This is a genomic window from Achromobacter sp. RTa, from assembly GCF_000757485.1.
In the GTDB taxonomy this organism is placed as follows: Bacteria; Pseudomonadota; Gammaproteobacteria; order Burkholderiales; family Burkholderiaceae_B; genus Achromobacter.
In genome coordinates, this window is the sequence record NZ_JPYO01000027.1 from 181967 (window position 1) to 206071 (window position 24105).

Annotated in this window: 16 protein-coding genes; 9 read left to right on the plus strand and 7 right to left on the minus strand. The window is 68.1% G+C overall.

The features are described from left to right. Nucleotides 1–2: 2 nt before the first annotated feature. Together JL37_RS08940 and oprZ are read left to right on the plus strand one after the other, a co-directional pair. Complete coding sequence (locus tag JL37_RS08940; protein ID WP_043543432.1) at nt 3–3140, plus strand: multidrug efflux RND transporter permease subunit; 3138 nt, start codon at nt 3–5, stop codon at nt 3138–3140. Further along, nucleotides 3137–4525 carry a multidrug efflux RND transporter outer membrane subunit OprZ gene (oprZ, locus tag JL37_RS08945; RefSeq protein WP_043543434.1) on the plus strand — a complete coding sequence of 463 codons (1389 nt, stop codon included), beginning with the start codon at nt 3137–3139 and terminating at the stop codon, nt 4523–4525. The genes JL37_RS08940 and oprZ overlap by 4 nt, the downstream gene beginning before the upstream one ends. Here oprZ and JL37_RS08950 read toward each other — a convergent pair. From JL37_RS08950 to JL37_RS08970, 5 genes are all read right to left on the minus strand, one after another. Then, nucleotides 4520–5191, minus strand: coding sequence for a metalloregulator ArsR/SmtB family transcription factor (locus JL37_RS08950; RefSeq protein WP_043543436.1), 672 nt, complete (start codon nt 5189–5191; stop codon nt 4520–4522). The genes oprZ and JL37_RS08950 overlap by 6 nt on opposite strands. Before the next feature lie 86 nt (nt 5192–5277). Next, on the minus strand, nt 5278–6735 hold the full coding sequence (locus tag JL37_RS08955) for an efflux transporter outer membrane subunit (protein ID WP_043543438.1): 1458 nt from the start codon (nt 6733–6735) through the stop codon (nt 5278–5280). Between the two features lie 15 nt (nt 6736–6750). Next, nucleotides 6751–9855, minus strand: a complete 3105-nt coding sequence (locus JL37_RS08960; protein WP_043543441.1) for a MexW/MexI family multidrug efflux RND transporter permease subunit — start codon at nt 9853–9855, stop codon at nt 6751–6753. Between the two features lie 16 nt (nt 9856–9871). Beyond that, entirely contained in the window at nt 9872–11005 is a 1134-nt protein-coding gene (locus tag JL37_RS08965) for an efflux RND transporter periplasmic adaptor subunit (RefSeq protein ID WP_043543443.1), read from the minus strand. 151 nt (nt 11006–11156) lie between these two features. Continuing rightward, complete coding sequence (locus JL37_RS08970) at nt 11157–13124, minus strand: choline BCCT transporter BetT (protein WP_043543445.1); 1968 nt, start codon at nt 13122–13124, stop codon at nt 11157–11159. 117 nt (nt 13125–13241) lie between these two features. Between JL37_RS08970 and JL37_RS08975 the strand changes: the two genes are divergently transcribed. Further along, nucleotides 13242–13622, plus strand: a complete 381-nt coding sequence (locus tag JL37_RS08975) for a VOC family protein (RefSeq protein WP_043543447.1) — start codon at nt 13242–13244, stop codon at nt 13620–13622. Here JL37_RS08975 and JL37_RS08980 read toward each other — a convergent pair whose 3' ends face one another. Further along, nucleotides 13623–14246 (minus strand): TetR/AcrR family transcriptional regulator, encoded by a 624-nt coding sequence (locus JL37_RS08980; RefSeq protein WP_043543448.1) that lies wholly within the window; start codon nt 14244–14246, stop codon nt 13623–13625. Nucleotides 14247–14479: 233 nt separating this feature from the next. Between JL37_RS08980 and JL37_RS08985 the strand changes: the two genes are divergently transcribed. Genes JL37_RS08985 through JL37_RS08995 form a run of 3 tightly spaced genes read left to right on the plus strand, consistent with a single transcriptional unit; the run spans nt 14480 to nt 20267 of the window. Beyond that, nucleotides 14480–15574, plus strand: coding sequence for an efflux RND transporter periplasmic adaptor subunit (locus tag JL37_RS08985; RefSeq protein ID WP_043543450.1), 1095 nt, complete (start codon nt 14480–14482; stop codon nt 15572–15574). Further along, nucleotides 15571–18738 carry an efflux RND transporter permease subunit gene (locus JL37_RS08990; protein WP_043543452.1) on the plus strand — a complete coding sequence of 1056 codons (3168 nt, stop codon included), beginning with the start codon at nt 15571–15573 and terminating at the stop codon, nt 18736–18738. Before JL37_RS08985 ends, JL37_RS08990 begins: the two co-directional genes overlap by 4 nt. Before the next feature lie 56 nt (nt 18739–18794). Beyond that, on the plus strand, nt 18795–20267 hold the full coding sequence (locus JL37_RS08995; RefSeq protein WP_043543454.1) for an efflux transporter outer membrane subunit: 1473 nt from the start codon (nt 18795–18797) through the stop codon (nt 20265–20267). A 34-nt stretch (nt 20268–20301) separates the two neighbouring features. Here JL37_RS08995 and JL37_RS09000 read toward each other — a convergent pair whose 3' ends face one another. Next, the gene (locus JL37_RS09000; RefSeq protein WP_043543457.1) at nt 20302–21072 is read right to left on the minus strand and encodes an IclR family transcriptional regulator; all 771 of its coding nucleotides are present in this window, start codon (nt 21070–21072) and stop codon (nt 20302–20304) included. Between the two features lie 259 nt (nt 21073–21331). On the opposite strand from JL37_RS09000, the gene JL37_RS09005 reads away from it, so the two are divergent. Genes JL37_RS09005 through JL37_RS09015 form a run of 3 tightly spaced genes read left to right on the plus strand, consistent with a single transcriptional unit; the run spans nt 21332 to nt 24005 of the window. Continuing rightward, nucleotides 21332–22345, plus strand: coding sequence for a tripartite tricarboxylate transporter substrate binding protein (locus JL37_RS09005; RefSeq protein WP_043543458.1), 1014 nt, complete (start codon nt 21332–21334; stop codon nt 22343–22345). After that, entirely contained in the window at nt 22345–23238 is an 894-nt protein-coding gene (locus JL37_RS09010) for a polysaccharide deacetylase family protein (protein WP_052097000.1), read from the plus strand. Before JL37_RS09005 ends, JL37_RS09010 begins: the two co-directional genes overlap by 1 nt. Next, on the plus strand, nt 23235–24005 hold the full coding sequence (locus JL37_RS09015) for a polysaccharide deacetylase family protein (RefSeq protein ID WP_043543460.1): 771 nt from the start codon (nt 23235–23237) through the stop codon (nt 24003–24005). Before JL37_RS09010 ends, JL37_RS09015 begins: the two co-directional genes overlap by 4 nt. Nucleotides 24006–24105 lie beyond the last annotated feature (100 nt).

Below are 24105 nucleotides of genomic sequence, written 5' to 3' on the forward strand. Positions count from 1 at the left end.
ACATGGCGCGTTTTTTTATCGATCGCCCCGTCTTCGCGTGGGTGATCTCCCTGCTGATCGTGCTGACCGGCGTTCTCTCCATCCGCGCGTTGCCGGTGGCGCAGTATCCGGACATCGCGCCGCCCGTGGTCAACGTGGGCGCAAGCTATCCCGGCGCTTCGGCCAAGGTGGTCGAAGAAGCGGTCACCGCCATCATCGAGCGCGAAATGAACGGTGCTCCCGGGCTGATGTATACCTCGTCCTCCAGCGACTCGACGGGATGGGCCAGCATCAACCTGACCTTCAAACAAGGCACCAATCCGGACCTGGCGGCCGTTGAGGTGCAGAACCGCCTGAAGGCCGTGGAGCCCCGCCTGCCCGAAGCCGTGCGCCGGGACGGCGTGCGCGTGGAAAAAGCCGCCGACAACATCCAGCTGGTCGTGTCGCTGAAATCGGACGGCGCGCTGGACGACATGCAGCTGGGCGAACTGGCCGCCTCCAACGTGCTGCAGGCCCTGCGCCGCGTGGAAGGCGTGGGCAAGGTGCAGTCCTTCGGCGCCGAGGCCGCAATGCGCATCTGGCCCGATCCCGCCAAGCTGACGGCCATGTCCCTGACGCCGGGCGACCTCGTCGCGGCCCTGCGCAGCCACAACGCGCGGGTCACGATCGGCGAGCTCGGCAACCAGGCCGTGCCCAAGAATGCTCCGCTGAACGCCAGCATCGTGGCGGCCGAATCCCTGCATACTCCCGAGCAGTTCGCCAACATCCCGCTGCGCGCGCAGCCGGGCGGCGCCACCTTGCGCCTGAAGGACGTGGCCCGCGTGGAGCTGGGCGGCACCGACTATATGTACCTGTCCCGCGTGAACGGGATGACCGGCACCGGCCTGGGAATCAAGCTGGCGCCGGGCTCGAATGCGGTGGAGACCACCAAGCGCATCCGCGCGACCATGCAGGAACTGGCCCAGTACTTCCCGCCCGGCGTGACCTGGGACATTCCGTACGAAACCTCCACCTTCGTCGAGATTTCCATCCAGAAGGTGCTGATGACCTTGCTGGAAGCTGTAGCCCTGGTGTTCTGCGTGATGTACCTGTTCATGCAGAATTTCCGCGCCACGCTGATTCCGACGCTGGTAGTGCCGGTGGCGCTGCTGGGCACGCTGGGCGTGATGCTGGGGCTGGGCTACTCCATCAACGTGCTGACGATGTTCGGCATGGTGCTGGCCATCGGCATCCTGGTGGACGACGCCATCGTGGTGGTCGAGAACGTCGAGCGCATCATGGCCGAGGAAGGCCTGCCCCCGCGCGAGGCCACCGTGAAGGCCATGCGCCAGATCAGCGGAGCCATCGTGGGCATCACCGTCGTCCTGGTGTCGGTATTCGTGCCCATGGCCTTCTTCGACGGCGCCGTCGGCAACATCTACCGCCAGTTCGCCGTGACGCTGGCCGTGTCGATCGCGTTCTCGGCATTCCTGGCGCTGTCGCTGACGCCGGCACTGTGCGCCAGCATGCTGCTGCCTATCGCAGCCGGGCACCACGAGAAGCGCGGCTTCTTCGGCAGGTTCAACCGCGCCTTCGCGCGGCTGACCGCGCGCTACACGGCAAGGGTGTCCGGCGTGCTGTCGCGGCCCATGCGCTTCGGCCTGGCCTACCTGGCGGTGATCGCCGCCGTGGCGCTGTTGTTCGCGCGCCTGCCGTCCTCGTTCCTCCCCGAGGAGGACCAGGGCAGCTTCATGGCCATGGTCATCCTGCCCCAAGGCTCGCCGCAGGCCGAGACCATGGCGGTCGTGAAGGACGTCGAGCGCTACATGATGGAGAACGAGCCCGTCGAATACGTCTATTCCGTCAACGGCTTCAGCCAGTATGGCAGCGGCCCGAACTCGGCCATGTTCTTCGTGACCCTCAAGGACTGGAAGCAGCGCCGCGATCCCGACCTGCACGTGGACGCGGTGGTCGAGCGCATCAACGCCGCCTTCGCCGCGCGCAGGAACGTCATGGTGCACGCGCTGAACTCTCCCCCGCTGCCGGACCTGGGCTCCACCTCGGGCTTCGATTTCCGCCTGCAGGACCGCGCCGGCCTGGGCCACCAGGCCCTGGCCCAGGCGCGCCAGCAGTTGCTGGCCGCAGCGTCCGGGCACCCGGCAATGACCGAGGTGGTGTTCGCCGGCCAGGAAGACGCCCCCCAGCTGGAGCTGCGCGTGGACCGCGACAAGGCCCAGGCCATGGGCGTAACCATGGACGAGATCAACACGGCGCTGGCGGTGATGTATGGATCGGACTATATCGGCGACTTCATGCTCAATGGCCAGGTGCGGCGCGTGACCGTCCAGGCCGACGGCAAGAGCCGCGTCGACGTGGACGACGTATCGCGCCTGCACGTGCGCAACTTGCAGGGCCAGATGGTGCCGCTCTCCGCCTTCGCCACGCTGGAATGGACGATGGGGCCGCCGCAGCTCAACCGCTACAACGGCTTCCCGTCCTTCACCATCAACGGATCGGCGGCCCCTGGGCACAGCAGCGGCGAGGCCATGCGCGCCATGGAGGAGCTTGCGGCGGACCTGCCTCGCGGCATCGGCTTCGACTGGTCGGGCCAATCCTATGAGGAGCGGCTGTCCGGCAACCAGGCGCCCGTGCTGTTCGCGCTGTCGGTGCTGGTGGTATTCCTGGCGCTGGCCGCCCTGTACGAAAGCTGGTCCATTCCCCTGGCGGTGATCCTCGTGGTGCCGCTGGGCGTGATCGGCGCGGTGCTCGGCGTGACCCTGCGCGGCATGCCCAACGATATCTACTTCAAGGTCGGGCTGATCGCCACCATCGGCCTGTCCGCCAAGAACGCGATCCTGATCGTGGAAGTGGCCAAGGACCTGGTGCGCGACGGCCAGGGCCTGGTGTCTGCCACGCTGGAAGCGGCGCGGCTGCGGCTGCGGCCCATCGTGATGACCTCGCTGGCCTTCGGCGTGGGCGTGCTGCCGCTGGCACTGGCCACCGGCGCGGCCTCCGGCGCCCAGGCCGCCATCGGCACCGGCGTGCTCGGCGGCATCGTCACCGCCACGGTGCTGGCCATTTTCCTGGTGCCGCTCTTCTTCCTTATCGTGGGCCGCGTGCTTGGCATGCGCGTCCGCCCCGCGCGCCCCGACGGCCGCGAAACGCTGGAGACCTCGCCATGAAGGCTATGGCAATGACCCTGCTTGCGCTGGCCCTGGCCGGCTGCTCGCTGGCCCCCGCCTATGAGCGCCCGGCCGCGCCGGTGCCGGCCGCCTACGGCACTCCGCCCGCGGACGGGCAGGCCGCCATGCCGCAAGACTGGCGCGGCTATTTCAACGACCCTGCGCTACAGGCCTGGATCGAAGCCGCGCTGAAGAACAACCGCGATCTGCGGGTGGCGGCCCTGCGCGTCCAGGAAGCCCGCGCGCTTTACGGCGTACAGCGGGCCGACCGGCTGCCTTCCGTGGACGGCACGGGCGAGTTCAGCCGTGGACGCGCCGCCGAGCCCGGCCAAACCGGCATGCCGGTCGCGAACCGCTACCGTGCGGCGGTCGGCATTGCCGCGTTCGAGCTGGATTTCTTCGGACGGGTCAGGAACCTGAGCGACGCCGCTCTATCCCGCTACCTGGCGAGCGAGGAAGCGCACCGCGCCGCCACGCTGTCGCTGGTATCGGAAACCGCCACGGCGTACTTCAACCAGCGCTCGCTGGCCGAACAGCTGCGGCTGACGGACAGCACACTCGCGCTGCGCGAGTCGTCGCTCAAGCTCACGCAGCGGCGCTACGACGCCGGGCTGGAAACGGCCATGGGCCTGCGCACCGCGCAGATGCTGGTGGAATCTTCCCGCGCGACGCATGCCGGGCTGACCCGGGAATACCGCCAGGCCGTGCATGCGCTGGGGTTGCTCGCGGGCGACTTCTCGCTGCCGCCCGACACGGATGCCGCCGCGCTGGAGAGCCAGAGCCTGACCCCGCTGGCGGCGGGCCTGCCATCGGCCCTGCTGGCCCGCCGCCCCGACCTGCGCCAGGCGGAGGACGCCTTGCGGGCCGCGAACGCCGACATCGGCGCGGCGCGGGCGGCCTTCTTCCCGTCCGTGCAGCTGACGACCGATATCGGCACCACGGCCGGCAGCTTTTCCGATCTGTTCGGCCCGGGAACGGGAAACTGGGTGTTCTCGCCCAGGCTCACGCTGCCCATCTTCAACGCCGGGCGCAACAGCGCCAACCTGTCCCTGGCGGAGGCCCGCAAGCACATCGCCGTCGCTCAATACGAGGGCAGCATCCAGCGGGCCTTCCGCGAAGTAGCCGACGCCCTGTCCGCACGCGACACGCTGCGCGACCAGATCGACGCGCAGCGCAAAGTGCGCGACGCCGACCGCGAACGCCAGCGCCTGGCCGAACGGCGCTACGACCGCGGCGTGGCCAGCTATCTCGAAATGCTGGAAGCGCAGCGCAGCCTGTTCGAATCCGAGCAGGAATACATCCGCTTGCAGCAGCGCCGGCTAGTCAACGCGGTGGATCTGTACAAGGCCCTGGGCGGATGGGACCAGGAAGCCGGTCCGTCATGAGCGGCTGGCGGGGCCGCGCTTGCGCACGCGGTAGGCGCAGCGGCGCGCGCCCGTAAGAATGTGCTCTTCCCGCTCCACCAGGACCTCGTCGCCGAGCACCTTGTTGAAGAGTTCGAGTTCGCTGCGGCAAAAGCCCATGCAGGCCTTCGCGGCGGAACAGATCGGGCAGTGGTTCTCGATGAACAGGAAGTCCGCACCATCCTTGCGCAGTTCGGCCATATAGCCTTCGGCGCTGCGGACTTCCGCCAGGCGCTCCAGCCGCCCCTTCAAGTTCCGGGCGCCTTGCATGGCTTCGCGATAGCTGCCGAGCATGGCGGCTTCGCGCACCTGGATCAGCTTGTCCACGCCCTCCTCGCCGAATACCTGGCGCACGGCCCCGATCATCTGCACCGTCATCTCGGCATGGGTATCCGGAAAACGGGCGTGCCCGGCCTCGGTCAGGAACCAGATCTGCGTGGGCCGGCCGCGGCCCGCGCTGCGGCTTTCGGCGCCGACCAGCCCGTCTGCATGCAGCCGGGTCATCTGCTGACGCACCGCCTCGGCCGTCACGTCCATGGCCTTTGCGATGACCGCGATGGATTGCGGGCCGCGCGTCTTCAAGGTCATGAGCACGCGGTCCGCGGGTTGATGCGGCCAGGCGACGGGATGGGACAGGCTGTCGGACATGGATGTAATGAAGCTCCGGATGTTTTCCTATGGTGCCACGAACGGCGCGCCAGGGGGCAGCCCGGGGCGCGCCAGCCCGGGGCGCGTCAGCCCGGGGCCTGGCCTGGCGGAACGCCCGCCGTCTCCCGGTCCGCCTCCCAGCCGCCTCCCAGCGCCTTGTAGAGCGCAATCAGGCGGGTATAGGACTCGGTCTCCGCCACGGCGACGGCGTCCTGGGCGCGCAAAAGCGTACGCTGCGCGTCCAGCACCGTCAAATAGGGCGTAGCGCCTTCCCGGTAACGCAGCTGCGCCAGTTCCGCCGCCCTGCCGCTATGCGAGGCAGCCTGCGCCAGGCTGCCCAACCGCTGCTGGGTCTCGCCGTACTCGGTCAACGCGGCTTCCAGCTCTTCGACCGCGCGCAGCACGGTCTGTTCGTAGCGCGCCGCCTCGCCTTCGGAACGCGCGACCGCGCCGCGCTTGCGCGCCAGCGCCGTGGGCAGGTGAAACGCGGGCCAGTTCGCCGCGGCCGCCACGCTGAACCCCCGGCTGGCCGCCGAACCGAAGTCCGCGCCCCGCAGCGCGATGAAGCCCAGGAATCCCCCCAGGTCGATGCGCGGGTACAACTCCGCGGTCGCCACGCCTACATCTGCATTGGCGGCCGCCATGCCGCGCTCGGCCGCCCGGATGTCGGGCCGGCGGGACAGCAGCGCGCCCACGTCGCCGATCGGCAGGCGGACGGTCAGGGGAGCCAGCGTCTTGCCCGCGTCCAGCTCGCCCAGCTCCACCGGCCGCAGGCCCGCCAGCACGGCGATCCGGTACTGCGCCAGGCGCCGGGCCGCGATCTGCACCGGCACGCTGGCCTGGACGGTTTCCAGTTCGGCGCGGGCGCTCGCCAGATCGCCCTCGTCGCCGCGGCCGGCTGACACCATGGCCTGGATCACGCGCAGGCTGTCTTGCTGGCTCGCCAGATTCGCGCGCGCCACGGACAGCCGCTGCTCCGCGCCCCGCAGCTCGAAGTAGTTGCGCGCCACTTCGGCGGTCACCACGATGCGGGCCTGGGCCAGGTCCGCCGCCTGTGCCTCGCTGCGCGCGGCCGCGCCTTCTGCGGCCCGCCGCAAGCGCCCGAAAAGATCCAACTCCCAGGTGGCGTCGAAACCCGCCCGGTAGCTTTCGGCCAGATTGCGCCTCCCGGCGACGCCGGGGTTGGCCTGGGACAGGCTGCGCTCGTAGCCCCCGTCCAGGGTCACCGTGGGCAGCCTGTCCAGTTCCTTCTCGTCCAGCACCGCCCTGGACTCGGCCAGGCGCGCCTGCGCGATGCGGATGTCGAGGTTGCGCTCCAGCGCAAGCCCGATCAGGCGGTCCAGCTGCGGGTCCTGCAGTTGCTTCCACCAATCGCGCTGCACGCGGTCCGTGGAAAAAAGGGCCTGCTCGGGGCTGGCCAGAACGACGGGCTGCGGACTCGGCGCCTGGTAATCGGGCCCGACCGCGCAGCCGGCGGCTGCCAGCGCCGCCAGGAGCGCCGTGGCGCCGCGGCGCAGGCGTGTATATAGGGAAAATTCATTCATGATCGGTTCCTTCGGCTAGGCGGACGCGCCGGGCGCCGCGGCGTCCTCGGCCTGCGCCAGCGCCAGTTCCCGCGCGCGCGGCGTATCGTTCGCCGCCCGGTGGTCGCGGGCGAATACGGTGTAGACGGTGGGCAGCACGAACAGCGTGAAAAGCGTGCCCACCAGCAAGCCCACCACGATGACTAGGCCCAGGCTGTAGCGGCTGTGCGCGCCCGCGCCCGTCGCGAAGAGAAGCGGGATCAGCCCCATGACCATCGCGGCCGTGGTCATCAGGATGGGGCGCAGGCGGATCCGGGCGGCCTGCTCCATGGCCGCGCGCCGGTCCAGCCCGTGGCTGACCTGCATCTCGTTGGCGAACTCCACCATCAGGATGCCGTGCTTGCTGATCAGCCCGATCAGCGTCACCAGCCCGATCTGGGTATAGATGTTGACCGTCGCCATGCCGAGCGCCAGCGGGATCAGCGCGCCGCAGATCGACATGGGCACGCTCACCAGGATGATGAACGGATCGCGCAGGCTTTCGTACTGCGCGGCGAGCACCAGGTAGATCACGATGATGGCGAAGATGAAGGTGATCATCAGCGCCGTCCCCTCCTGGGTGAACTGGCGCGCGTCCGACTGCCAGTCGTAGCTGAAGCCTGCCGGCAGCGCCTGCGCCTGCCGGGCCAGGAACTGCACCGCGTCGCCCATGGTGACGCCCGGCATGGGAATCGCCTGGAAGGTGGCGGCGTTGAGCTGGTTGAACTGCGTGAGCTTGTTGGGTTCGACGCCCATGGACACGCTCACGATGTTCGACAACGGCACCTGCGCGCCGCTGGCGCTCTTGACGTAGTAGCGCGCCAGCGACTCGGGCGAAATGCGCTGCTCGCGCAGGCTCTGCGGAATAACATCGTAGGAACGCCCGTCCATGCCGAAGCGGTTCACGTAGTTTTCGCCCACCAGCACGGCCAGCGTATCCCCGATCGCCTTCATGGTGACGCCCAGGCTATTGGCCTTGGCCCGGTCCACCTTCAGCTGCACGACCGGGTTGTTGTAATCCAGGTCGCTGTCGACCACCATGAAGAGGCCGCTTTCGCGCGCCGCCTTCTTCAGTCCCTCCATGGCCTCGTAGACCACCGGGTAGTCAGAAGCGCTCATCAGCACCATCTGCACCGGCAACCCGCCAGTGGAGCCGGGCAGCGACGGCAGCTGGAAAGCGAAGATATTGCTGCCCTCGATCTGGTTGGCCATCGATTGCATGTCGGCCTGGATTTCGTCCGCCGAGCGCTTGCGCTGCTCCCAGGGGACGAAATCCACGCCGCCGATGCTATTGGATACGCCATCGGAACCGTTGATCAGCCAGCGCCCGTTCTGCTCGGGCAGGGTCTTCATCACGTCGTCCCACTTCTTGCCGAACTTCTCCACGTAGTCGATGTTGGCGTGCTGCGGAGACTTCACCGCGGTCAGCACCGTGGACTGGTCCTCCACCGGCGCCAGCTCGCGCTGGGCGGCGTTGTACAGGAACGGCAGGCTGGCCAGCACCACCACCGCCACCAGGCCCGTCACCCAGCGATGGTGCAGCGACACGTCCAGCAGGCGGCCGTAGGCGTCGCCCAGGCGGCCGAAGAAATGCTCGGCCCGGCGCGCCATCCAGCCCTCGGAAACGTGGGCGTCCAGCAGGAACGAGCTCATTACGGGCGACAGCGTCAGCGCGATGACGCCCGAGACGACCACGGCGCCCGCCAGCGTGAAGGCGAACTCCTTGAAGAGCGAACCGGTCAAGCCTCCCATCAGGCCGATGGGCGCATAGACCGCGGCCAGGGTGATCGTCATCGCGATCACCGGACCCGCGACTTCGCGCGCGCCGATGAGGGCCGCGCGCACCGGAGACTTGCCCTCCTCGATGTGGCGATGCACGTTTTCCACCACCACGATGGCGTCGTCCACCACCAGGCCGATCGCGAGCACCATGGCCAGCAGGGTCAGGAGGTTCACGCTGAAGCCGAACAGCGCCATGATCGCCGCTCCGCCCAGCATGGACAGGGGAATGGTCACCACCGGGATCACCACGGCGCGCAGGGAGCCCAGGCACAGGAAGATCACGGCCACCACGATGGCGATAGCCTCGATCAGCGTGTGCACCACGCCATCGATGGAGGCGCTGATGAAGCGGGCGAGCTCGAACGGCACCTGCACGCTGGTGCCCGGAGGCAGGTTCTGCTTGATGTTGGGCAGCAGCTCGTTCAGGCGTTTGACGATGACCAGCGGGTTGCCCACCGGCGTGGCGTTCAGGCCGAAGTACACCGCCGGCTCGCCATCCATCAGGCCGCTGGAATCCGTGGATGCCGCCCCGAGCTCCACCGTGGCCACGTCTCCCAGCCTCACGATCGCATCGCCGTCGCGCTTGACGACCATGTCACGGAATTCCGCCACGTTGACGAGATCCGTGTTGACCTGGATATTGGACACGACATACAGGCCCTTGGCCTGCCCAGGCGCGGCCTGGACGTTGTTCTCGCGCAGCGCGTCGGCCAGTTCGCCCGCCGAAATGCCCCGCGCGGCCATGCGGTCCGGATCCAGCCATACCCGCATGGCCAGCTTCTGCCCGCCATACAGTTCCACGCTCGCCACGCCGTCGATCGATGACAGCTGCGGCTGCACCACGCGCGACAGGTAGTCGGTCAGCGCGGCCAGCGACAGCGTCGAACTGGAGAACCCCACGTAGGCCACCGCGGTCGCTTCGCCGGCGGACTTCACCAGCACGGGGTCATACACGTCCTCCGGCAGCCGGTACTTGACCTCGTTGACCTTGGCCATCACCTCGGTCATGGCCTTGTTCGAATCGGCGTTCAGCTTCATGCGCACCGTGATGACGCTGCGTCCCTGCGTAGACGAGGAAGACAGATAATCGATACCTTCCACCGTGGCCACCGATTGCGCGATCGGCTGGGTGACGAAGCCCTGCATCAGGTCGGGCGACGCGCCCGGATACTGCGTGGTAATCGTGATGGTGGTGCTTTCGGTCAGCGGGTACTGCCGCACCGGCAGGCCGCTCAGGGCCTTGATGCCCAGCAGCAGGATCAGGGTGCTGACCACCAGGGCCAGCACCGGGCGGCGCACGAAGAGATCTGTGAATTTCATATTCTTCTCCGCGCCATCACCGGGCCTGCGCCACGGCTTGCTCCGCGCCGCCGAGCGCCACGGTGTCCTCGGCGCTGACCTCTACCGCCGCGCCGTTGTGCAGGCGCAATTGGCCCGAGGTGACCACGCGGTCCCCCGCCAGCAGGCCTTCCGTCACGACGACCCGCCCGCGCGAGCGCTCGGCAGTCTTCACATAGGCCTGCCGCACCGTCGGACCCGCGGATTCCTGCCCCGCCTTCGGCGGCGTCAGCACATAGACGGAGTCGCCGTAGGCGCTGTAGCTGACGGCCGTCTCCGGCACGGTGATCACGCCGGGCCGGGCGGGCAGGCCGACCTCGCCATGCGCGAACATCCCGGCAGCCAGCGCGCCATCGGCGTTTGCCAGCGTCGCCTGCACCCGCACGGTGCGCGAACCCGGATCCACCTGCGGTTCCACGGTAGTGACCTTGCCCTCGAAGACGCGCCCCGCATGCGCATCCACCGTCACCGTCACGGGCTGGCCCACGCGCAGCGCGCCGAGGGCCTGCTCCGGCAGCGTAATGTTCGCGTACATGGTGGAACCGTCGGTCAGGGACACCAGGGGATCGCCCGCCCGGGCGAATTGCCCGAGATTCACGCGCCGCACGCCGAGCACGCCGTCGAATGGCGCCTTGACGCGCTTTTGCTCGATCAGCGCCTGCACCCGCTTGATGTCTCCGGCGGCCTGGTCGTAGTCGGCCTGGGCCTGGTCCAGCTGTTCGCGCGTGGCGGCCTGCTGCGGCAGCAGGCGGCGCGTGCGGTCCAGCAGCGCTCGCGCGTTGCGCGCCTGGGCCTGCAGCCGCGCCAGCTCGCCCTGCTCCGGCGCGTCGTTCAGCTGCACCAGCAACTGGCCGGCCTTTACCCTTTCACCGGGCGTGAACAGGATCTGCGCCACCCTGCCGTCCACCTCGGCCGCCACCTGCACCTGGCGCGTGGCCTCCAGCGAACCGATGCCGGCCAGGGTCACCGGGAAGTCCGCCTGCTCGGCGGCCGCGACGGCCACCTTGGCCGGCGCCATGGCCCAGCCGCCGTTCTGCTTGGCGCCGCCATACTTCCAATACAGGCCGCCGCCGGCCAGCGCCACCGCCAATGCGACGGCCCCAGCCGTCCACGCTCCTGAATTCGACCTCATGATTCACTCGCTATTTATCAAAGATTATTCTTGGAATAATCGATGATAGCTGCGATTTGGTCAAAATGGTTTACGCAATCCCCGCGATAGCGCAGGGTTATTGGCAGGATTGCCGCGAAAAAAAAGCCGCCAGAATCTGGCGGCCGGCAGGCTAGCGCACCATGTGCAGGTAGTGGCGGTGGCGCTCGTACTGGTCGAGGATGTCGCCGATGACGGCGTCGCGGCTCCAGCCCATGATGTCGTAGTCCTGCCCGCCTTCGCGCAGATGGACCTCGGCGCGGAAGTATTTGCGCTCGTCCTCGTCGGCCGCCTCTTCGGGCGTCAGGCTGGGCCGCACGAAGGCCTCGGGCCTCACGGAGTACCAGAAGTCCAGGTAATCGCCATGCGACACCTCGAGGGTGACCGAGCTCTGGTCCTCGTCCTCGCGCACGGCGACGGCGTAGCCCTGGCGGCGCAGCTCGTCGGCCACGTCCTCCAGCGCCGGCCGCGCCACGTCCGCGATGAAGCGCAGCACATGCGCGCGGCGCGGCATCATGACCATGTTCCGCAGGCGCCGTTCCCAGGATTGGCCGCCGCGCGCCGGGCGCGACAGGGTCAGCGACTGGTAGCGTATGCCGCGCTTGGTCGCGTCCAGCTTCAGCGCCTTGAACAGGCCCCACAACGACAGCAGCAGGATCACCGAAAACGGCAGCGCGCTGGCGATGGTTGCAGTCTGCAACGCCGTCAGGCCGTCGGCCAGCAGCAAGGCGATGGCTACCGCGCCCATCAGCACGGACCAGAAAATCCGTTGCCATACGGGCGTGCGGTCCGATCCCCCGGAGGCCAGCAGGTCGACCACCAGCGCCCCCGAGTCGGCGGACGTGACGAAGAACACCGCCACCATCGCGATCGCGATGACCGACAGCACGCCGCTCCAGGGCAATTGCTCCAGGAAGGCGAACAGCGCCAGCGACGAATCGGCCTGCACGACCTCCGCAAGGCCCTGCACCTTGCCGACCAGGATCATGTGGATGGCGGTATCGCCGAACACCGTCATCCAGAACAAGGTGAAGCCCGCCGGCACGAGCAGGACGCCGGTAACGAACTCGCGGATCGTGCGGCCGCGCGATATGCGCGCGATGAACAGGCCCACGAAAGGCGACCAGGCGATCCACCATCCCCAGTAGAACAGCGTCCAGCCGCCGATCCAGTCGGTAGGCTCGTAGGCATAGAGGTTGAAGGTCTTGTTGACGATGTCGGACAGGTAGGCGCCAGTGTTCTGCACGAAGGTCTGGAACAGGAACACCGTGGGCCCGACCACCAGCACGAACAGCAGCAGCACGGCGGCCAGCACCAGGTTGGTTTCGGACAGGATGCGGATGCCCTTGTCCAGGCCGCTGGCCACCGACAGGGTCGCCAGGCCGCAGGTCACGATGATCAGGATGATCTGCGTGGGCACGCCGACGGGCGTGTCGAACAGATGGTTGAGGCCGCTATTGATCTGCGCCACGCCAAGCCCCAGGGACGTAGCCACGCCCAGCACCGTGCCGATGATGGCGAAAATGTCCACGGCATGCCCGATCGGCCCGTGGATGCGGTTCCCGATCAGGGGATACAGGGCCGAACGCAGCGTCAAGGGCAAGCCATGCCGATAGCTGAAGAAAGCCAGGATCAGCGCCACCACGGCGTAGATGGCCCATGCGTGGAGGCCCCAGTGGAAGAAGGTGATCTTCATGGCCTCGCGGGCCGCCGCCACCGTGCCGCCCTCTCCCACCGGCGGAGACATGAAGTGCATGACGGGTTCCGCCACGCCGAAGAACATCAGCCCGATCCCCATGCCGGCCGAGAACAGCATGGCGAACCAGGTGAAATTGCGGTAGTCGGGCTCGCTGTGGTCCGGCCCGAGCTTGATGTCGCCATAGCGGCTCACCGCCAGGAACACCACGGCCAGCAGAATGATGGCCACGACCAGTATGTAGAACCAGCTGGCGTTGCCCAGGATCCAGCCCTGTACGGACTCGAACAGGCTTTGCGCCGCTTTCGGCGCCAGAATCGCGAAACCGACCAGCAGCAGCGTAAAGATGGCTGCCGGAAAGAACACCGGCCGGTTGATGGTGGATGATCGGGTTTCTGAAGACATGCAGCCGCTCCTTTGACCCAAGGGTTGCGAATTCCGGCGCCGGCCCCCTCAGCCCGGCCAATGCGCCGCAGGTATTACTATCACGCCCTAAGCCCGGCTGACAATACGGAGACGCTCATGATCGATCGCCTGGACCACCTGGTCCTGACCTGCACGGACCCCGACGCCACGGTGGATTTCTACACCCGCATCCTGGGCATGCGCCTGGAAACCTTCGGCGAAGGCCGGCAGGCGCTGCGCTTCGGCAATCAGAAGATCAACCTGCACGTGCGCGGCCATGAATTCGAACCCAAGGCCCATCTGCCGGTGCCGGGCGCGCTGGACCTGTGCTTCATCGCCGACCGCCCCCTGGACGAAGTGATCGTCCAGTTGCGCCAGGCCGGCGCCGACATCATCGAAGGTCCCGTGCCGCGCACCGGCGCGACCGGCAGGATCCGCTCGGTCTACCTGCGCGACCCGGACCTGAACCTGATCGAGATCTCGGAATTGCTGCCCTGACTATTCCTGGCCGGGTTCGCCGAACACCACGCGGCGGAAGAACCCCGCCAGGACCGCCTCGGTCATTTCCGGGGTAACGGCCTGCGGATCGAAGGCATAGCTGAACTGCATGCCGTCCGACAGGGCCAGCAGGCCCAGCGCCAGTTGTTCCGCCGGCAAGGGCAGCGGCGTGCCCACCCGCGCCGAGAACTGGCGGATGTATTCCGTGGTGGCCTCGCGCAGTTCGCGCAGGCAGGTCGTGAAGCCCACGCGGAAATCCGGATCGCGGGCGGCCTGGAGCTTGGCCTCCATCCATAGCAGGAAACAGTCGTTCTCGCGGTAGTGCGTGGAGTAGTACTCGAGCACGCGGGCTTCCATCTGCGCCCGCGATTCGCCGTCCTCGAAGATGGCCCGCATATCGGCCATCACGCTCTCGTGGTCGCGCTTGAGCAATTGCAGGAACAGTTCGGACTTGCTGCCGAAATTGGAATAGAACGCGCCGCGCGTGTACCCCGCCTGTTCGGCGATGTCCTCGACGCTGGCGGCCACGAACCCCTTGGCTAGAAAAATCGATTGCGCGGCGTCGAACAGACGCTGCCGCGTCTGGTCACGGCTTTGCTCTCGCGTAAGACGGACTTTTGACATGGCGGGAGTTTAGCATTCGGTCCGATTTCGGATTCAACATTGAATCCAAATACATACCTGTATTAGAATCCATGCCGTATCGGGCCTGATCCGGCCTTAGAACTGTTTCCTTCCCTCCACGCGCCGCGAGGTGTTCCGTGACTTGCCCTGGCCCTTGCGCGCGCCTTGTCGCCCGCAACCCCGCCGCCGACGCGGCGCCGCCCACTTTCCACGCCCGCCGCCCCCGGCCGCGCATGCGGGCGCTATCCGCCGCGGCGGCGCTGGCGCTGGCCCTTGCCGGCTGCGGCCGCAACGAAGCCCCGGCGCCGGCCCCCCGCCCCGTCGTGGCCATGCCGGCGCAGGCCGACGAACGCCTGCCCGCCTGGACCTTGCCCGGAGAGGTGCAGGCGCGCTACAGCACGCCGCTATCCTTCCGCGTGGGAGGCAAGATCATCGAACGCAGCGTCAGGCTGGGCGATGCCGTCGAGCCCGGACAGGTCGTGGCCCGGCTGGATCCTGCCGACGCCAGCAAGAATGCGGCAAGCGCCCGGGCGCAATTGAAGGCCGCCCAGCACCAGCTCGACTATGCTCGCCAGCAACTGGACCGCGACCGCGCCCAGGCACGCGAAAACCTGATCGCCACGACTCAGCTGGAACAGACCCGCAATGCCTATGCCGCCGCGCTGGCGCAGCGCGATCAGGCCGCCCAGCAGGCCGCGCTGTCGGCCGACCAGCTGAAGTACACGACGCTGCAGGCCGACCACGCGGGCGTCATCACCGCGGAGCAGGCCGATACCGGCCAGAACGTCGGCGCTGGCGAACCGGTGTACAGCCTGGCCTGGGCCGGAGACATCGACGCTCTCTGCGATGTGCCGGAAAGCGTGCTGGCCGGCCTGGCCATCGGCCAGCGGGCCAGCGTCACCCTCGGCCCCCTGCCCGGCCGGACCTACGCCGCCGTGCTGCGCGAGATCTCGCCCGCCGCGGATCCGCGCAGCCGCACGTATCGCGCCAAGCTCACGTTGGAGGCGCCCGGCCCCGAGGTGCGGCTGGGCATGACCGCCAGCATCAGCTTCGACAACCCCGCGGACGAAAAGCGCGACACCTTTACGGTTCCCGCCACCGCGCTGTTCCATGACGGCCCCGCGCCCGCGGTCTGGGTCGTGAAGCGCGGCGAAGACACCCTGGAACTTCGCCGCGTCGACGTGCTGCGCTACGACGCGCGCACCGTCACGCTCGCGGACGGCCTGCAAGCGGGCGAGCGCGTGGTGTGGCAGGGCGTGCACACCGTGACGGCCGGCGAAAAGGTGCGCCCCGTGCCGCCCCTGCATCCCGAGGACTACGCCTCATGAGCCGCCCCGATCAGGACGTCCGGGCGCAACGCCACGAGGAAGGCCGCTTCAACCTGTCGGCGTGGGCGCTGCGCCACCAGCCGCTGGTCATTTTCCTCATCACGCTGGTGACCCTGTTCGGCGTGCTTTCCTACTCGAAGCTCGCGCAGTCCGAGGACCCGCCTTTCACGTTCCGGGTCATGGTCATCCAGACGCTCTGGCCCGGCGCCACCGCCCAGCAGGTGCAGGAGCAGGTCACCGACCGCATCGCCAAGAAGCTGCAGGAAGCCTCCAATACGGATTTCATGCGCAGCTATTCCCGGCCCGGCGAATCCCTAATCTTCTACACCATGAAGGACTCGGCGCCCGCCAGCACCGTGGCCGAGCAGTGGTACCAGGTCCGCAAGAAGGTCGGCGACATCGCGGCGACCCTGCCCCAGGGCGTGCAAGGCCCCTTTTTCAACGACGAATTCGGCGACGTCTACACCAACATCTACACGCTGCAGGGCGACGGCTTTTCACCCGCCCAGCTGCGCGACTACGCGGACAAGCTGCGCACCGTGCTCCTGCGCGTGCCCGGCGTGGCCAAAGTGGACTACTTCGGCGAGCAGCCCGAGCATGTCTACGTCGAAATCACCAACGCGCAGCTGACCCGGCTGGGCGTATCGCCGCAGCAGATCGCCCAGGCCATCAACAGCCAGAACGCCGTGGCCAGCGCCGGCACTCTGACAACCGCCGACGACCGCGTCTTCGTGCGCCCCACCGGCCAGTATGCAAACACCCGCGCGCTGGCGGACACGCTGATCCGGATCGACGGCAAGTCGGTCCGGCTGGGCGACATCGCCACGATCCGCCGCGGCTACGACGACCCGCCCGTAGAGCAGATGCGGCTGGGCGGCCGTCTGGCGCTGGGGATAGGCATCACGATGCAGCCCGGGCAGGACGTGGTGCACCTGGGCAAATCGCTGGCCGCCAAGTTCGGCGAGCTCCAGGCCCAGCTGCCTGCCGGCCTCACGTTGAAGGAAGTGTCCAGCATGCCGCGGGCGGTGTCGGACTCGGTAGACGAATTCCTGCGCTCGGTGGCGGAAGCCGTCGCCATCGTGCTGGTCGTGAGCCTGGTCTCGCTGGGGCTGCGCACCGGCATGGTGGTGGTCATTTCCATTCCGGTGGTGCTGGCGGTCACCGCCTTGTTCATGGACATGTTCGGCATCGGTTTGCACAAGGTGTCGCTGGGCACGCTGGTGCTGGCCCTGGGCCTGCTGGTGGACGATGCGATCATCGCGGTCGAGATGATGGCCGTGAAGCTGGAACAGGGCTGGAGCCGCGCCCGCGCGGCGGCGTTCGCCTACACCAGCACCGCCTTTCCCATGCTGACCGGCACCCTGGTCACCGTGGCGGGTTTCCTGCCGATCGCGCTGGCCAAGTCCAGTACGGGCGAGTACACCCGCTCGATCTTCCAGGTGTCGGCCATTGCGCTGATCACCTCGTGGTTCGCCGCCGTGGTGCTGATCCCGCTGCTGGGCTACCGGATGCTGCCCGAGCGCAAGCGCGAGGCCCACTTGCCCGACGATCACGAACACGACATCTACAACACGCGCTTCTACCTGCGCCTGCGCGGCTGGGTCGCGTGGTGCGTGGACCGCCGCTACCTGGTGCTGGGCGGCACGATCGTGGCGTTCGTGGTCTCGATGGCCGGTTTCGGGCTCGTGCCCCAGCAGTTCTTTCCCAGTTCCGACCGCAGCGAGCTGCTGGTGGACGTGCGGCTGCAGGAAGGCGCTTCGTTCGCCGCCACGCTGCGCCAGGTCGAACGGCTGGAAAAGGCCCTGGTAGGACGCCCCGAGATCGAGCATTCGGTCAGCTTCGTCGGCAGCGGCGCGCCGCGCTTCTACCTGCCGCTGGACCAGCAGCTCGCCACCCCCAACTTCGCCCAACTGGTGATCACCACCCATTCCGTGGATGACCGGGAAAAGCTGGCCCAGTGGCTGCAGCCCATGCTGCGCAATGAGTTCCCGGCCATCCGCAGCCGCCTGTCGCGGCTTGAAAACGGGCCGCCCGTGGGTTTCCAAGTGCAGTTCCGCGTCAGCGGCGACGAGATCTCGGAAGTGCGGGCGGTGGCCGAAAAGGTGGCAGCCCAGGTCCGCGCCGACAAGCGTTCGACGAACGTGCAGTTCGATTGGGACGAGCCCTCGGAACGTTCGGCGCGCTTCGAGATCGATCAGCAGAGGGCGCGCGAGCTGGGCATCAGTTCCAGCGACATTTCCGATTTCCTCGCCATGACGCTGTCGGGCTACGCGGTGACGCAATACCGCGAACGCGACAAGCTGATCAACGTCAGCCTGCGCGCGCCGCAGGACGAGCGGATCGATCCCGCCCGCCTGGCCACCCTGGCCATGCCCACCCCCAACGGCCCGGTGCCGCTGGGCAGCCTGGGCCACGTCCGCTACGACCTTGAATACGGCGTCATCTGGGAACGCGACCGCCAGCCCACCATCACGGTGCAGGCCGACGTGACCGGCGGCGCGCAGGGCATCGACGTCACCCACGCCATCGACGCGAAGCTCGACGCCCTGCGCGCCGGCCTGCCGGTCGGATACCGCATCGAAGTGGGCGGCCCCGTGGAGGAAAGCGGCAAGGGCCAGTCGTCCATCAACGCCCAGATGCCGTTGATGGCGGTCGCCGTGCTGACCCTGCTGATGATTCAGCTGCAAAGTTTCGCCCGGGTCATGATGGTGGTGCTGACCGCCCCCCTCGGGCTCATCGGCGTGGTCGCCGCGCTGCTGATGTTCGGCAAGCCGTTCGGCTTCGTGGCCATGCTGGGCGTGATCGCCATGTTCGGCATCATCATGCGCAACTCGGTCATTTTGGTCGACCAGATCGAACAGGACATCGGCGCGGGCCACAAGCGCGTGGACGCAATCGTCGGCGCCACCGTGCGGCGCTTCCGGCCCATCACGCTGACCGCCGCGGCGGCCGTGCTGGCCCTGATCCCGCTGTTGCGCAGCAACTTCTTCGGCCCCATGGCCACCGCCCTGATGGGCGGGATCACCAGCGCAACGGTGCTGACGCTGTTCTTCCTGCCTGCGCTCTACGCCGCCTGGTTCCGCGTCCGCCACGACGAGCGCGACGAGCCCGAAGGCGTGCCGCCGGGCGCGAACGCCAGCGACACCGTGGAGCGAGGAGCATGAGCCCGCCGAGCCGCCCCAAGGACGAACGCCGGCATGCGCTGCGTGGAGGCAGTCCAATGACCATCGCCAGATTCCCGGTCCGACCCGCCCGGCTCGCCGCCCTGCCCTTGCTGCTGGCCCTGGGCGCCTGCGCCTTCGCGCCCAGCAGCAAGCCACCCGCCGTGGCCCAGCCCGCGCAATACGGCGTGGAGCCTGCGCCCGCCGCCGGCGCCCCCGCCCAAGGCGTGGCCCAGCGTTTTGAACATGGCGCCCGGCCGGTTCCCGAATGGTGGAAGCGCTATGGCTCCGAAGCGCTGAACGCGCTGGTCGAAGAAGGCCTGGCCAACAGCCCCGACCTGGCCGCCGCGGAGCGCAATCTTGCCGGCGCCCGCGAACAATTGCGCGGCCAGGTGAACGCGTCCCTGCTGCCTTCCGTCGATGTCGGCGCGGACGCCTCCCGCAGGCGCGCGCTCACGATGCCGAACCTACCGGAACCCACGGCCCGCTACAACGTCTTCACCGGCCAGATCCAGGCCCGGTACGACCTGGACCTGTTCGGCGCGGCGCGCTTCGCGAACCTGTCGCTCGCCGCCCAGGTGGCGCAGCAGGCCTTTCAGCTCGAATCCGCCAGGCGCTCGCTGGCCGGCAACATCGTCACCGGGGCCATCGCCTCCGCCGCGCTGGCGGAGCGCGTGGCCCTGACCGAGAAACAGGTGGTGCTGGCGCGCCAGGTCGCGCGCGATACGCAGCGCCGCTACGAGCTGGGCGCCGCGTCGCAGAACGATGCGCTCGACGCCGACCAGGACGCCGCAACGCTGGAAGCCTCGCTGCCCGGGCTGCGCGCCCGCTGGCATGCCACGCGGCACGCGCTGGCCGTGCTGCTCGGCCGCAACCCGGACCAGGCCCCGCCCGACCTGGCCTTCGGCATGCTGGCCGTGCCGGGGCAAGTGCCCGTTGTGGTGCCGTCGGAACTGCTGGCTTCGCGCCCCGACATCCTGTTGGCCGACGCCGTGGTGCAGGCCGCCGCCGCCGACGTGGGCACGGCCACGGCGCAGCTGTTCCCCAGCCTGTCGCTGTCGGCCTCCATGGGGCAGGCAGGCTTCAACTGGGCCACGGCCATGTCGGGCGCCGGCGCCATCTGGGCCGTCGGCGCGTCGCTGACGCAGCCCATCTTCCATGGCGGCGCGCTGCTGGCCGAACGCAGCGCGGCCAAGGAACGCTACGAAGCCTCGCTGCTGCAATACAAGCAAACCGTGCTGACGGCGTTCCGCGACGTGGCCGACACGCTATCGCGCCTGGATGCGGGCGGACAGGCGCTGGCCTCGGCCGAGGCGTCGCGCAAGGCGGCGGAGCAGTCGTACCGCAACACCGCCAGCCGCGTCCGCCTGGGCGCGCTGCCACCCTATACCGAGTACGCGGCCGAACAGCACTACGTCGCCGCCCGGCTGCGCGAGATCGACTACGCCGATGCGCGCCTGACCGAAACGGCGGCGCTGTTCCAGGCCATGGGGTCTCCGGTGCGCGCGCCGCAGGACGCGGCGCAGCAGTAGCCGGACCGGACTTGCCGCGCCGCCCCGCGGCGCATCACGCCGCGGGGGCCTGCTCCTTCATGCGCGTGGCAAGCGCCAGCGACTCGATGCGGCGCGCGGCCGACTGCAGCAGCGCCGCCGTCCTGTCCTGCGCAATCGTGTTCAGGCGCGTCGCCAGGAAAGTGACCGTCAGCGCGCCGAAGACGCGGCGGTCTTCCTGGAACACGGGCACCGCAATGCCCGCGCGTTCCGGCGAAATCTCGCCCACGCCCAGATAGAAGCCCTGCACCCGGATCTGGTCCAGCTTGCCCGTGAATTCCGCCAGCGTCCCGCCCAGTCCCAGATCGAGAATCTCATCCGGATGCGCTTCATAGAGGCGGCGCTGGTCCTTGCGCGGCAGGAACGCCACGATGGTCTTGGCGGTGGCCCCGCGGAACAGCGGATGCGCGCGGCCGCGTCCATGCGGAATGCCCAGCTCGTCCGGGCCGCGTTCATGGTGGATGTTCAGGATGCGCAGGCCATGGATCACGCTGAGCAGCACGTCGCCGCCTACCTGGTCCACCACCTCGCGCATGATGGGCCGCGCCACGGCCAGCACCGGGTCGCCATCGATGATCAGGTGGTCCAGTTCGATGATACGCGGCCCCAGCTTGTACCCCCCTCCCGTCATGCGCAGCAGGTAGCCCAGGTCCGACAGGTCGCGGATGTACCGGTAGCCCGTGGGCGCCGAATACGCCAGGCGGGAAATGATCTCTTCCGCCGTCAGCACCGGGGTTTCGAGGCTGAAGAGGTCAAGAATCGCTAGGGCTCGCTTCAGGGTGGACATGGGATCGGGGCCAGGAACAACGCGGAATCGGCCGCAGCGTATCACAGGCGCCACGGGGTGCCGGGGCGTCATCGACTGCGCCTATCGATACTTGCCACAAGGCAAGACCTAAGCTATGGATTTCTTAATTTTTATCATTTATAGATAAATTTAACTTTTACTGGTTTAATTTTTATCGAATAATGATATTTCTTAAATAAACAACCTGCATGCCGCTTCATAGAACGCAGGCTTGCGAACCACGACAAGGGGAATATCCATGAAGCAATCCCGCGGCACCGAAGGCGGAATCAACCGCCGCCATTTCCTGGGGGCTTCGGCCGCCGCCCTCGCGGGCGCGGCGCTGGGCCGTCCGCGCCGCGCCTGGGCGGCCGGCTATCCGTCCGAGCGGCCTGTCCAGTTCATCGTGCCCTTTCCCGCCGGCGGCGGCACCGACCTGGTGGCGCGCCCGCTGGCCCAGGGCATCGGCGAAGCCCTCAAGCAAAGCGTCGTCGTCATCAACAAGGGCGGCGCGGCGGGCATCATCGGCACCCAGCAGGCGGCGCGCGCCGTTCCCGACGGATACACCATCGCGCTCGGCTCCACGGGCACGCATACCGTGAACCAGAGCCTGTACGAGAACATCGCCTACGACCCCATCAAGGATTTCGAGCCGGTGTCGATGGTCTGCTACTACAACAACGTGCTGGTCGTGCATCCGTCGTTCCCGGCGCGCACCCTGCAGGAACTCGTGGCCATCATCAAGGCGAATCCGGGCAAGTACTTCTACGGCATCACGCAGAACGGCAGTTCGGCCCACCTGGCCATGGAACTGCTCAAGGCCACGGCGGGCCTGGACCTGCCCGGCGTTCCGTACAAGGGCGCAGCGGCAGCCGTCAACGACTTCCTGGGCGGGCAGTTCCCGATCCTGATGGACGTGGTGATCAACCAGCAGCAATTCATCCAGGGCGGCAAATCGCGCCCGCTGGCCGTGACCTCGGCGCAGCGCGCCCAGGCGCTGCCCGACGTGCCGACCGTAGCGGAATCGGGCTTTCCCGGCTACCAGGCCATAGGCTGGAACGGCGTGTTCGCGCCCGCCGGCACGCCCGCCGACATCGTCAAGACGCTCAACGCCGCCGTGCAAAGCGCGCTCAAGCAGCCAGCCCTGGCCCAACTGACGCAAAACGGGCTGGAACTGCATGGCGGAACGCCCGCGGAACTGGGCCGCTTCGTGGCCTCGGAAAGCGAGAAATGGCGCGCCCTGATCAAAAACGCCAACATCAAGGCCAGCTGATGCAACGGATTCCCTATGGCGTTCCGCCCGACGCGAGCTCCAACCCCTGGCTGGCGCTGGACCGCGAACTGCGCGACCAGGGGCTGCGCGCCGCGGACGCGGCGCCCGTGCGCGCAGTGCTCTGCGTCACCGTCCACGTCGACGGCCCTGCCGTCGAGGTCGGCCGCAAGCAGTTTCCCGCCGGTCCCCACACGGCTGGCCGCTACGCCATCCGGCGAGGCGTGCCCCGGCATCTGGAGATACTGGCCCGCCACGGCATGCCCGCCACGTTTTTCGCCTGCGGCTATGACGTGGAGCACTACCCTGCCGTCTTCCACGACATCCTGGCGGCGGGGCACGAAATTGCCGCGCATGGCTATCTGCACGAAGCCTGGGACCTGGGCGAGGATGAGCCCGCGCTGCTGGAGAAGACCCACCGCATCATCCAGCGGGAGCTGGGCGTGACGCCCGTGGGCTGGTGCTCGCCGTCGGGCCGCAAGAGCCACCGCACCCTGCCCGTGCTGCGACGGCTGGGCTACCGTTACGACGCCAGCGAGAAAGACCAGGACCGGCCCTACCTGCCGCCGGACGCGGACGGCGCAGCGGACTTCATCATGCTGCCCAACAACACCGTGTCGCTGGACGACTACCCTTTTTATTTCACCGGCCACAGCCTCGCCGCGGAAGCCTGCGACAACTGGGTTCAGGAGTTCGAAGCCTTGCGCCGGGCCGAAGGCTATGTGCACCTGACCGTGCATCCCAAGGCGGCCGGCGGCTCCGGCACGCCCGCGCGGGCCGCCGCCCTGGACCGTTTCCTTGCCTACGCGGGCGCGCAGCCCGACGTGCACGTCATGACGCTGGAAGCGCTGGCGCGCCACTGCCTGGCCCGTCCCGACGCCTGGAGAAGCGCATGAGCACCGGCAAGACCGTAGTAGTCACCCTGAACGTGCATGGCATCGGCCCCGAAGCCGCGGTCCAGCCCGAATCCTCGCTGCACGGCCGCGACGCGCATGGCCGCTATGCCTATGGCGGGGGACTGGCCCGCGTGCTGGACATGCTGCGCCGGCAAGGCATCCGCGCCACCCTGTTCTGGCCCGCGTTCGAGGCCGAGCGATGCCGCGACCTGCTGGAACAAAGCCTGCGCGACGGCCACGAAGCGGCCTCCCAAGGCAACGCCTTCGAAGACCTGGCCACGCTTGGAGACCGTGAGGGCGAAGTGCTGGAGCGGGCCCGCGAACGCCTGGCCGGCCTGACCGGCTCCCCGCCGCAGGGATTCCGCTACACGAGCAGCGGGTTCACGGCCCGTACCGTGCCGCTGCTGCATCAGCTTGGCTACCGCTACGACAGCAGCGCGATCGACGACGACGCCCCGTATGCCCTGGACGCCGACGGCGGGCCGGGCATGCTGGAGCTGCCCTGGAGCGAAGGCCTGTGCGACGCCACGCATTTCAGCCGGCGCGTTACGCAGGACCGCGCCTATGCGCATTGGGTAGAGCAAGGCGATGCGCTGCTGGAGGCGGACGGCTACGCCTGCCTGACGCTGCACCCGCGGGCGGACATCGGCGTCGGCCGGGCGGCGCGCCTGCAAAAGGTCGAACAATTGCTGGACCGTTTCCGCGCGGCCGGCGCCTCGTTCATGACCTGCGGCGATCTGGCCGCCCGCCACGTCCCGGCCCGCTGATGCCGGCAAAGGCGGGCGTCGGCGCCTGCGCGCCGCGCCCGCCTGCCCTGGTAAACCCTGAGCAATATTGGCGCCAAAATAAGCTAACATTTTTTGGCTC

Bases quoted from the DNA above. Each gene is read 5' to 3' on its own strand.
- JL37_RS08940 (WP_043543432.1), top strand. From the start codon at position 3: ATGGCGCGTTTTTTTATCGATCGCCCCGTCTTCGCGTGGGTGATCTCC.
- oprZ (WP_043543434.1), top strand. From the start codon at position 3,137: ATGAAGGCTATGGCAATGACCCTGCTTGCGCTGGCCCTGGCCGGCTGC.
- JL37_RS08950 (WP_043543436.1), bottom strand. From the start codon at position 5,191: ATGTCCGACAGCCTGTCCCATCCCGTCGCCTGGCCGCATCAACCCGCG.
- JL37_RS08955 (WP_043543438.1), bottom strand. From the start codon at position 6,735: ATGAATGAATTTTCCCTATATACACGCCTGCGCCGCGGCGCCACGGCG.
- JL37_RS08960 (WP_043543441.1), bottom strand. From the start codon at position 9,855: ATGAAATTCACAGATCTCTTCGTGCGCCGCCCGGTGCTGGCCCTGGTG.
- JL37_RS08965 (WP_043543443.1), bottom strand. From the start codon at position 11,005: ATGAGGTCGAATTCAGGAGCGTGGACGGCTGGGGCCGTCGCATTGGCG.
- JL37_RS08970 (WP_043543445.1), bottom strand. From the start codon at position 13,124: ATGTCTTCAGAAACCCGATCATCCACCATCAACCGGCCGGTGTTCTTT.
- JL37_RS08975 (WP_043543447.1), top strand. From the start codon at position 13,242: ATGATCGATCGCCTGGACCACCTGGTCCTGACCTGCACGGACCCCGAC.
- JL37_RS08980 (WP_043543448.1), bottom strand. From the start codon at position 14,246: ATGTCAAAAGTCCGTCTTACGCGAGAGCAAAGCCGTGACCAGACGCGG.
- JL37_RS08985 (WP_043543450.1), top strand. From the start codon at position 14,480: ATGCGGGCGCTATCCGCCGCGGCGGCGCTGGCGCTGGCCCTTGCCGGC.
- JL37_RS08990 (WP_043543452.1), top strand. From the start codon at position 15,571: ATGAGCCGCCCCGATCAGGACGTCCGGGCGCAACGCCACGAGGAAGGC.
- JL37_RS08995 (WP_043543454.1), top strand. From the start codon at position 18,795: ATGACCATCGCCAGATTCCCGGTCCGACCCGCCCGGCTCGCCGCCCTG.
- JL37_RS09000 (WP_043543457.1), bottom strand. From the start codon at position 21,072: ATGTCCACCCTGAAGCGAGCCCTAGCGATTCTTGACCTCTTCAGCCTC.
- JL37_RS09005 (WP_043543458.1), top strand. From the start codon at position 21,332: ATGAAGCAATCCCGCGGCACCGAAGGCGGAATCAACCGCCGCCATTTC.
- JL37_RS09010 (WP_052097000.1), top strand. From the start codon at position 22,345: ATGCAACGGATTCCCTATGGCGTTCCGCCCGACGCGAGCTCCAACCCC.
- JL37_RS09015 (WP_043543460.1), top strand. From the start codon at position 23,235: ATGAGCACCGGCAAGACCGTAGTAGTCACCCTGAACGTGCATGGCATC.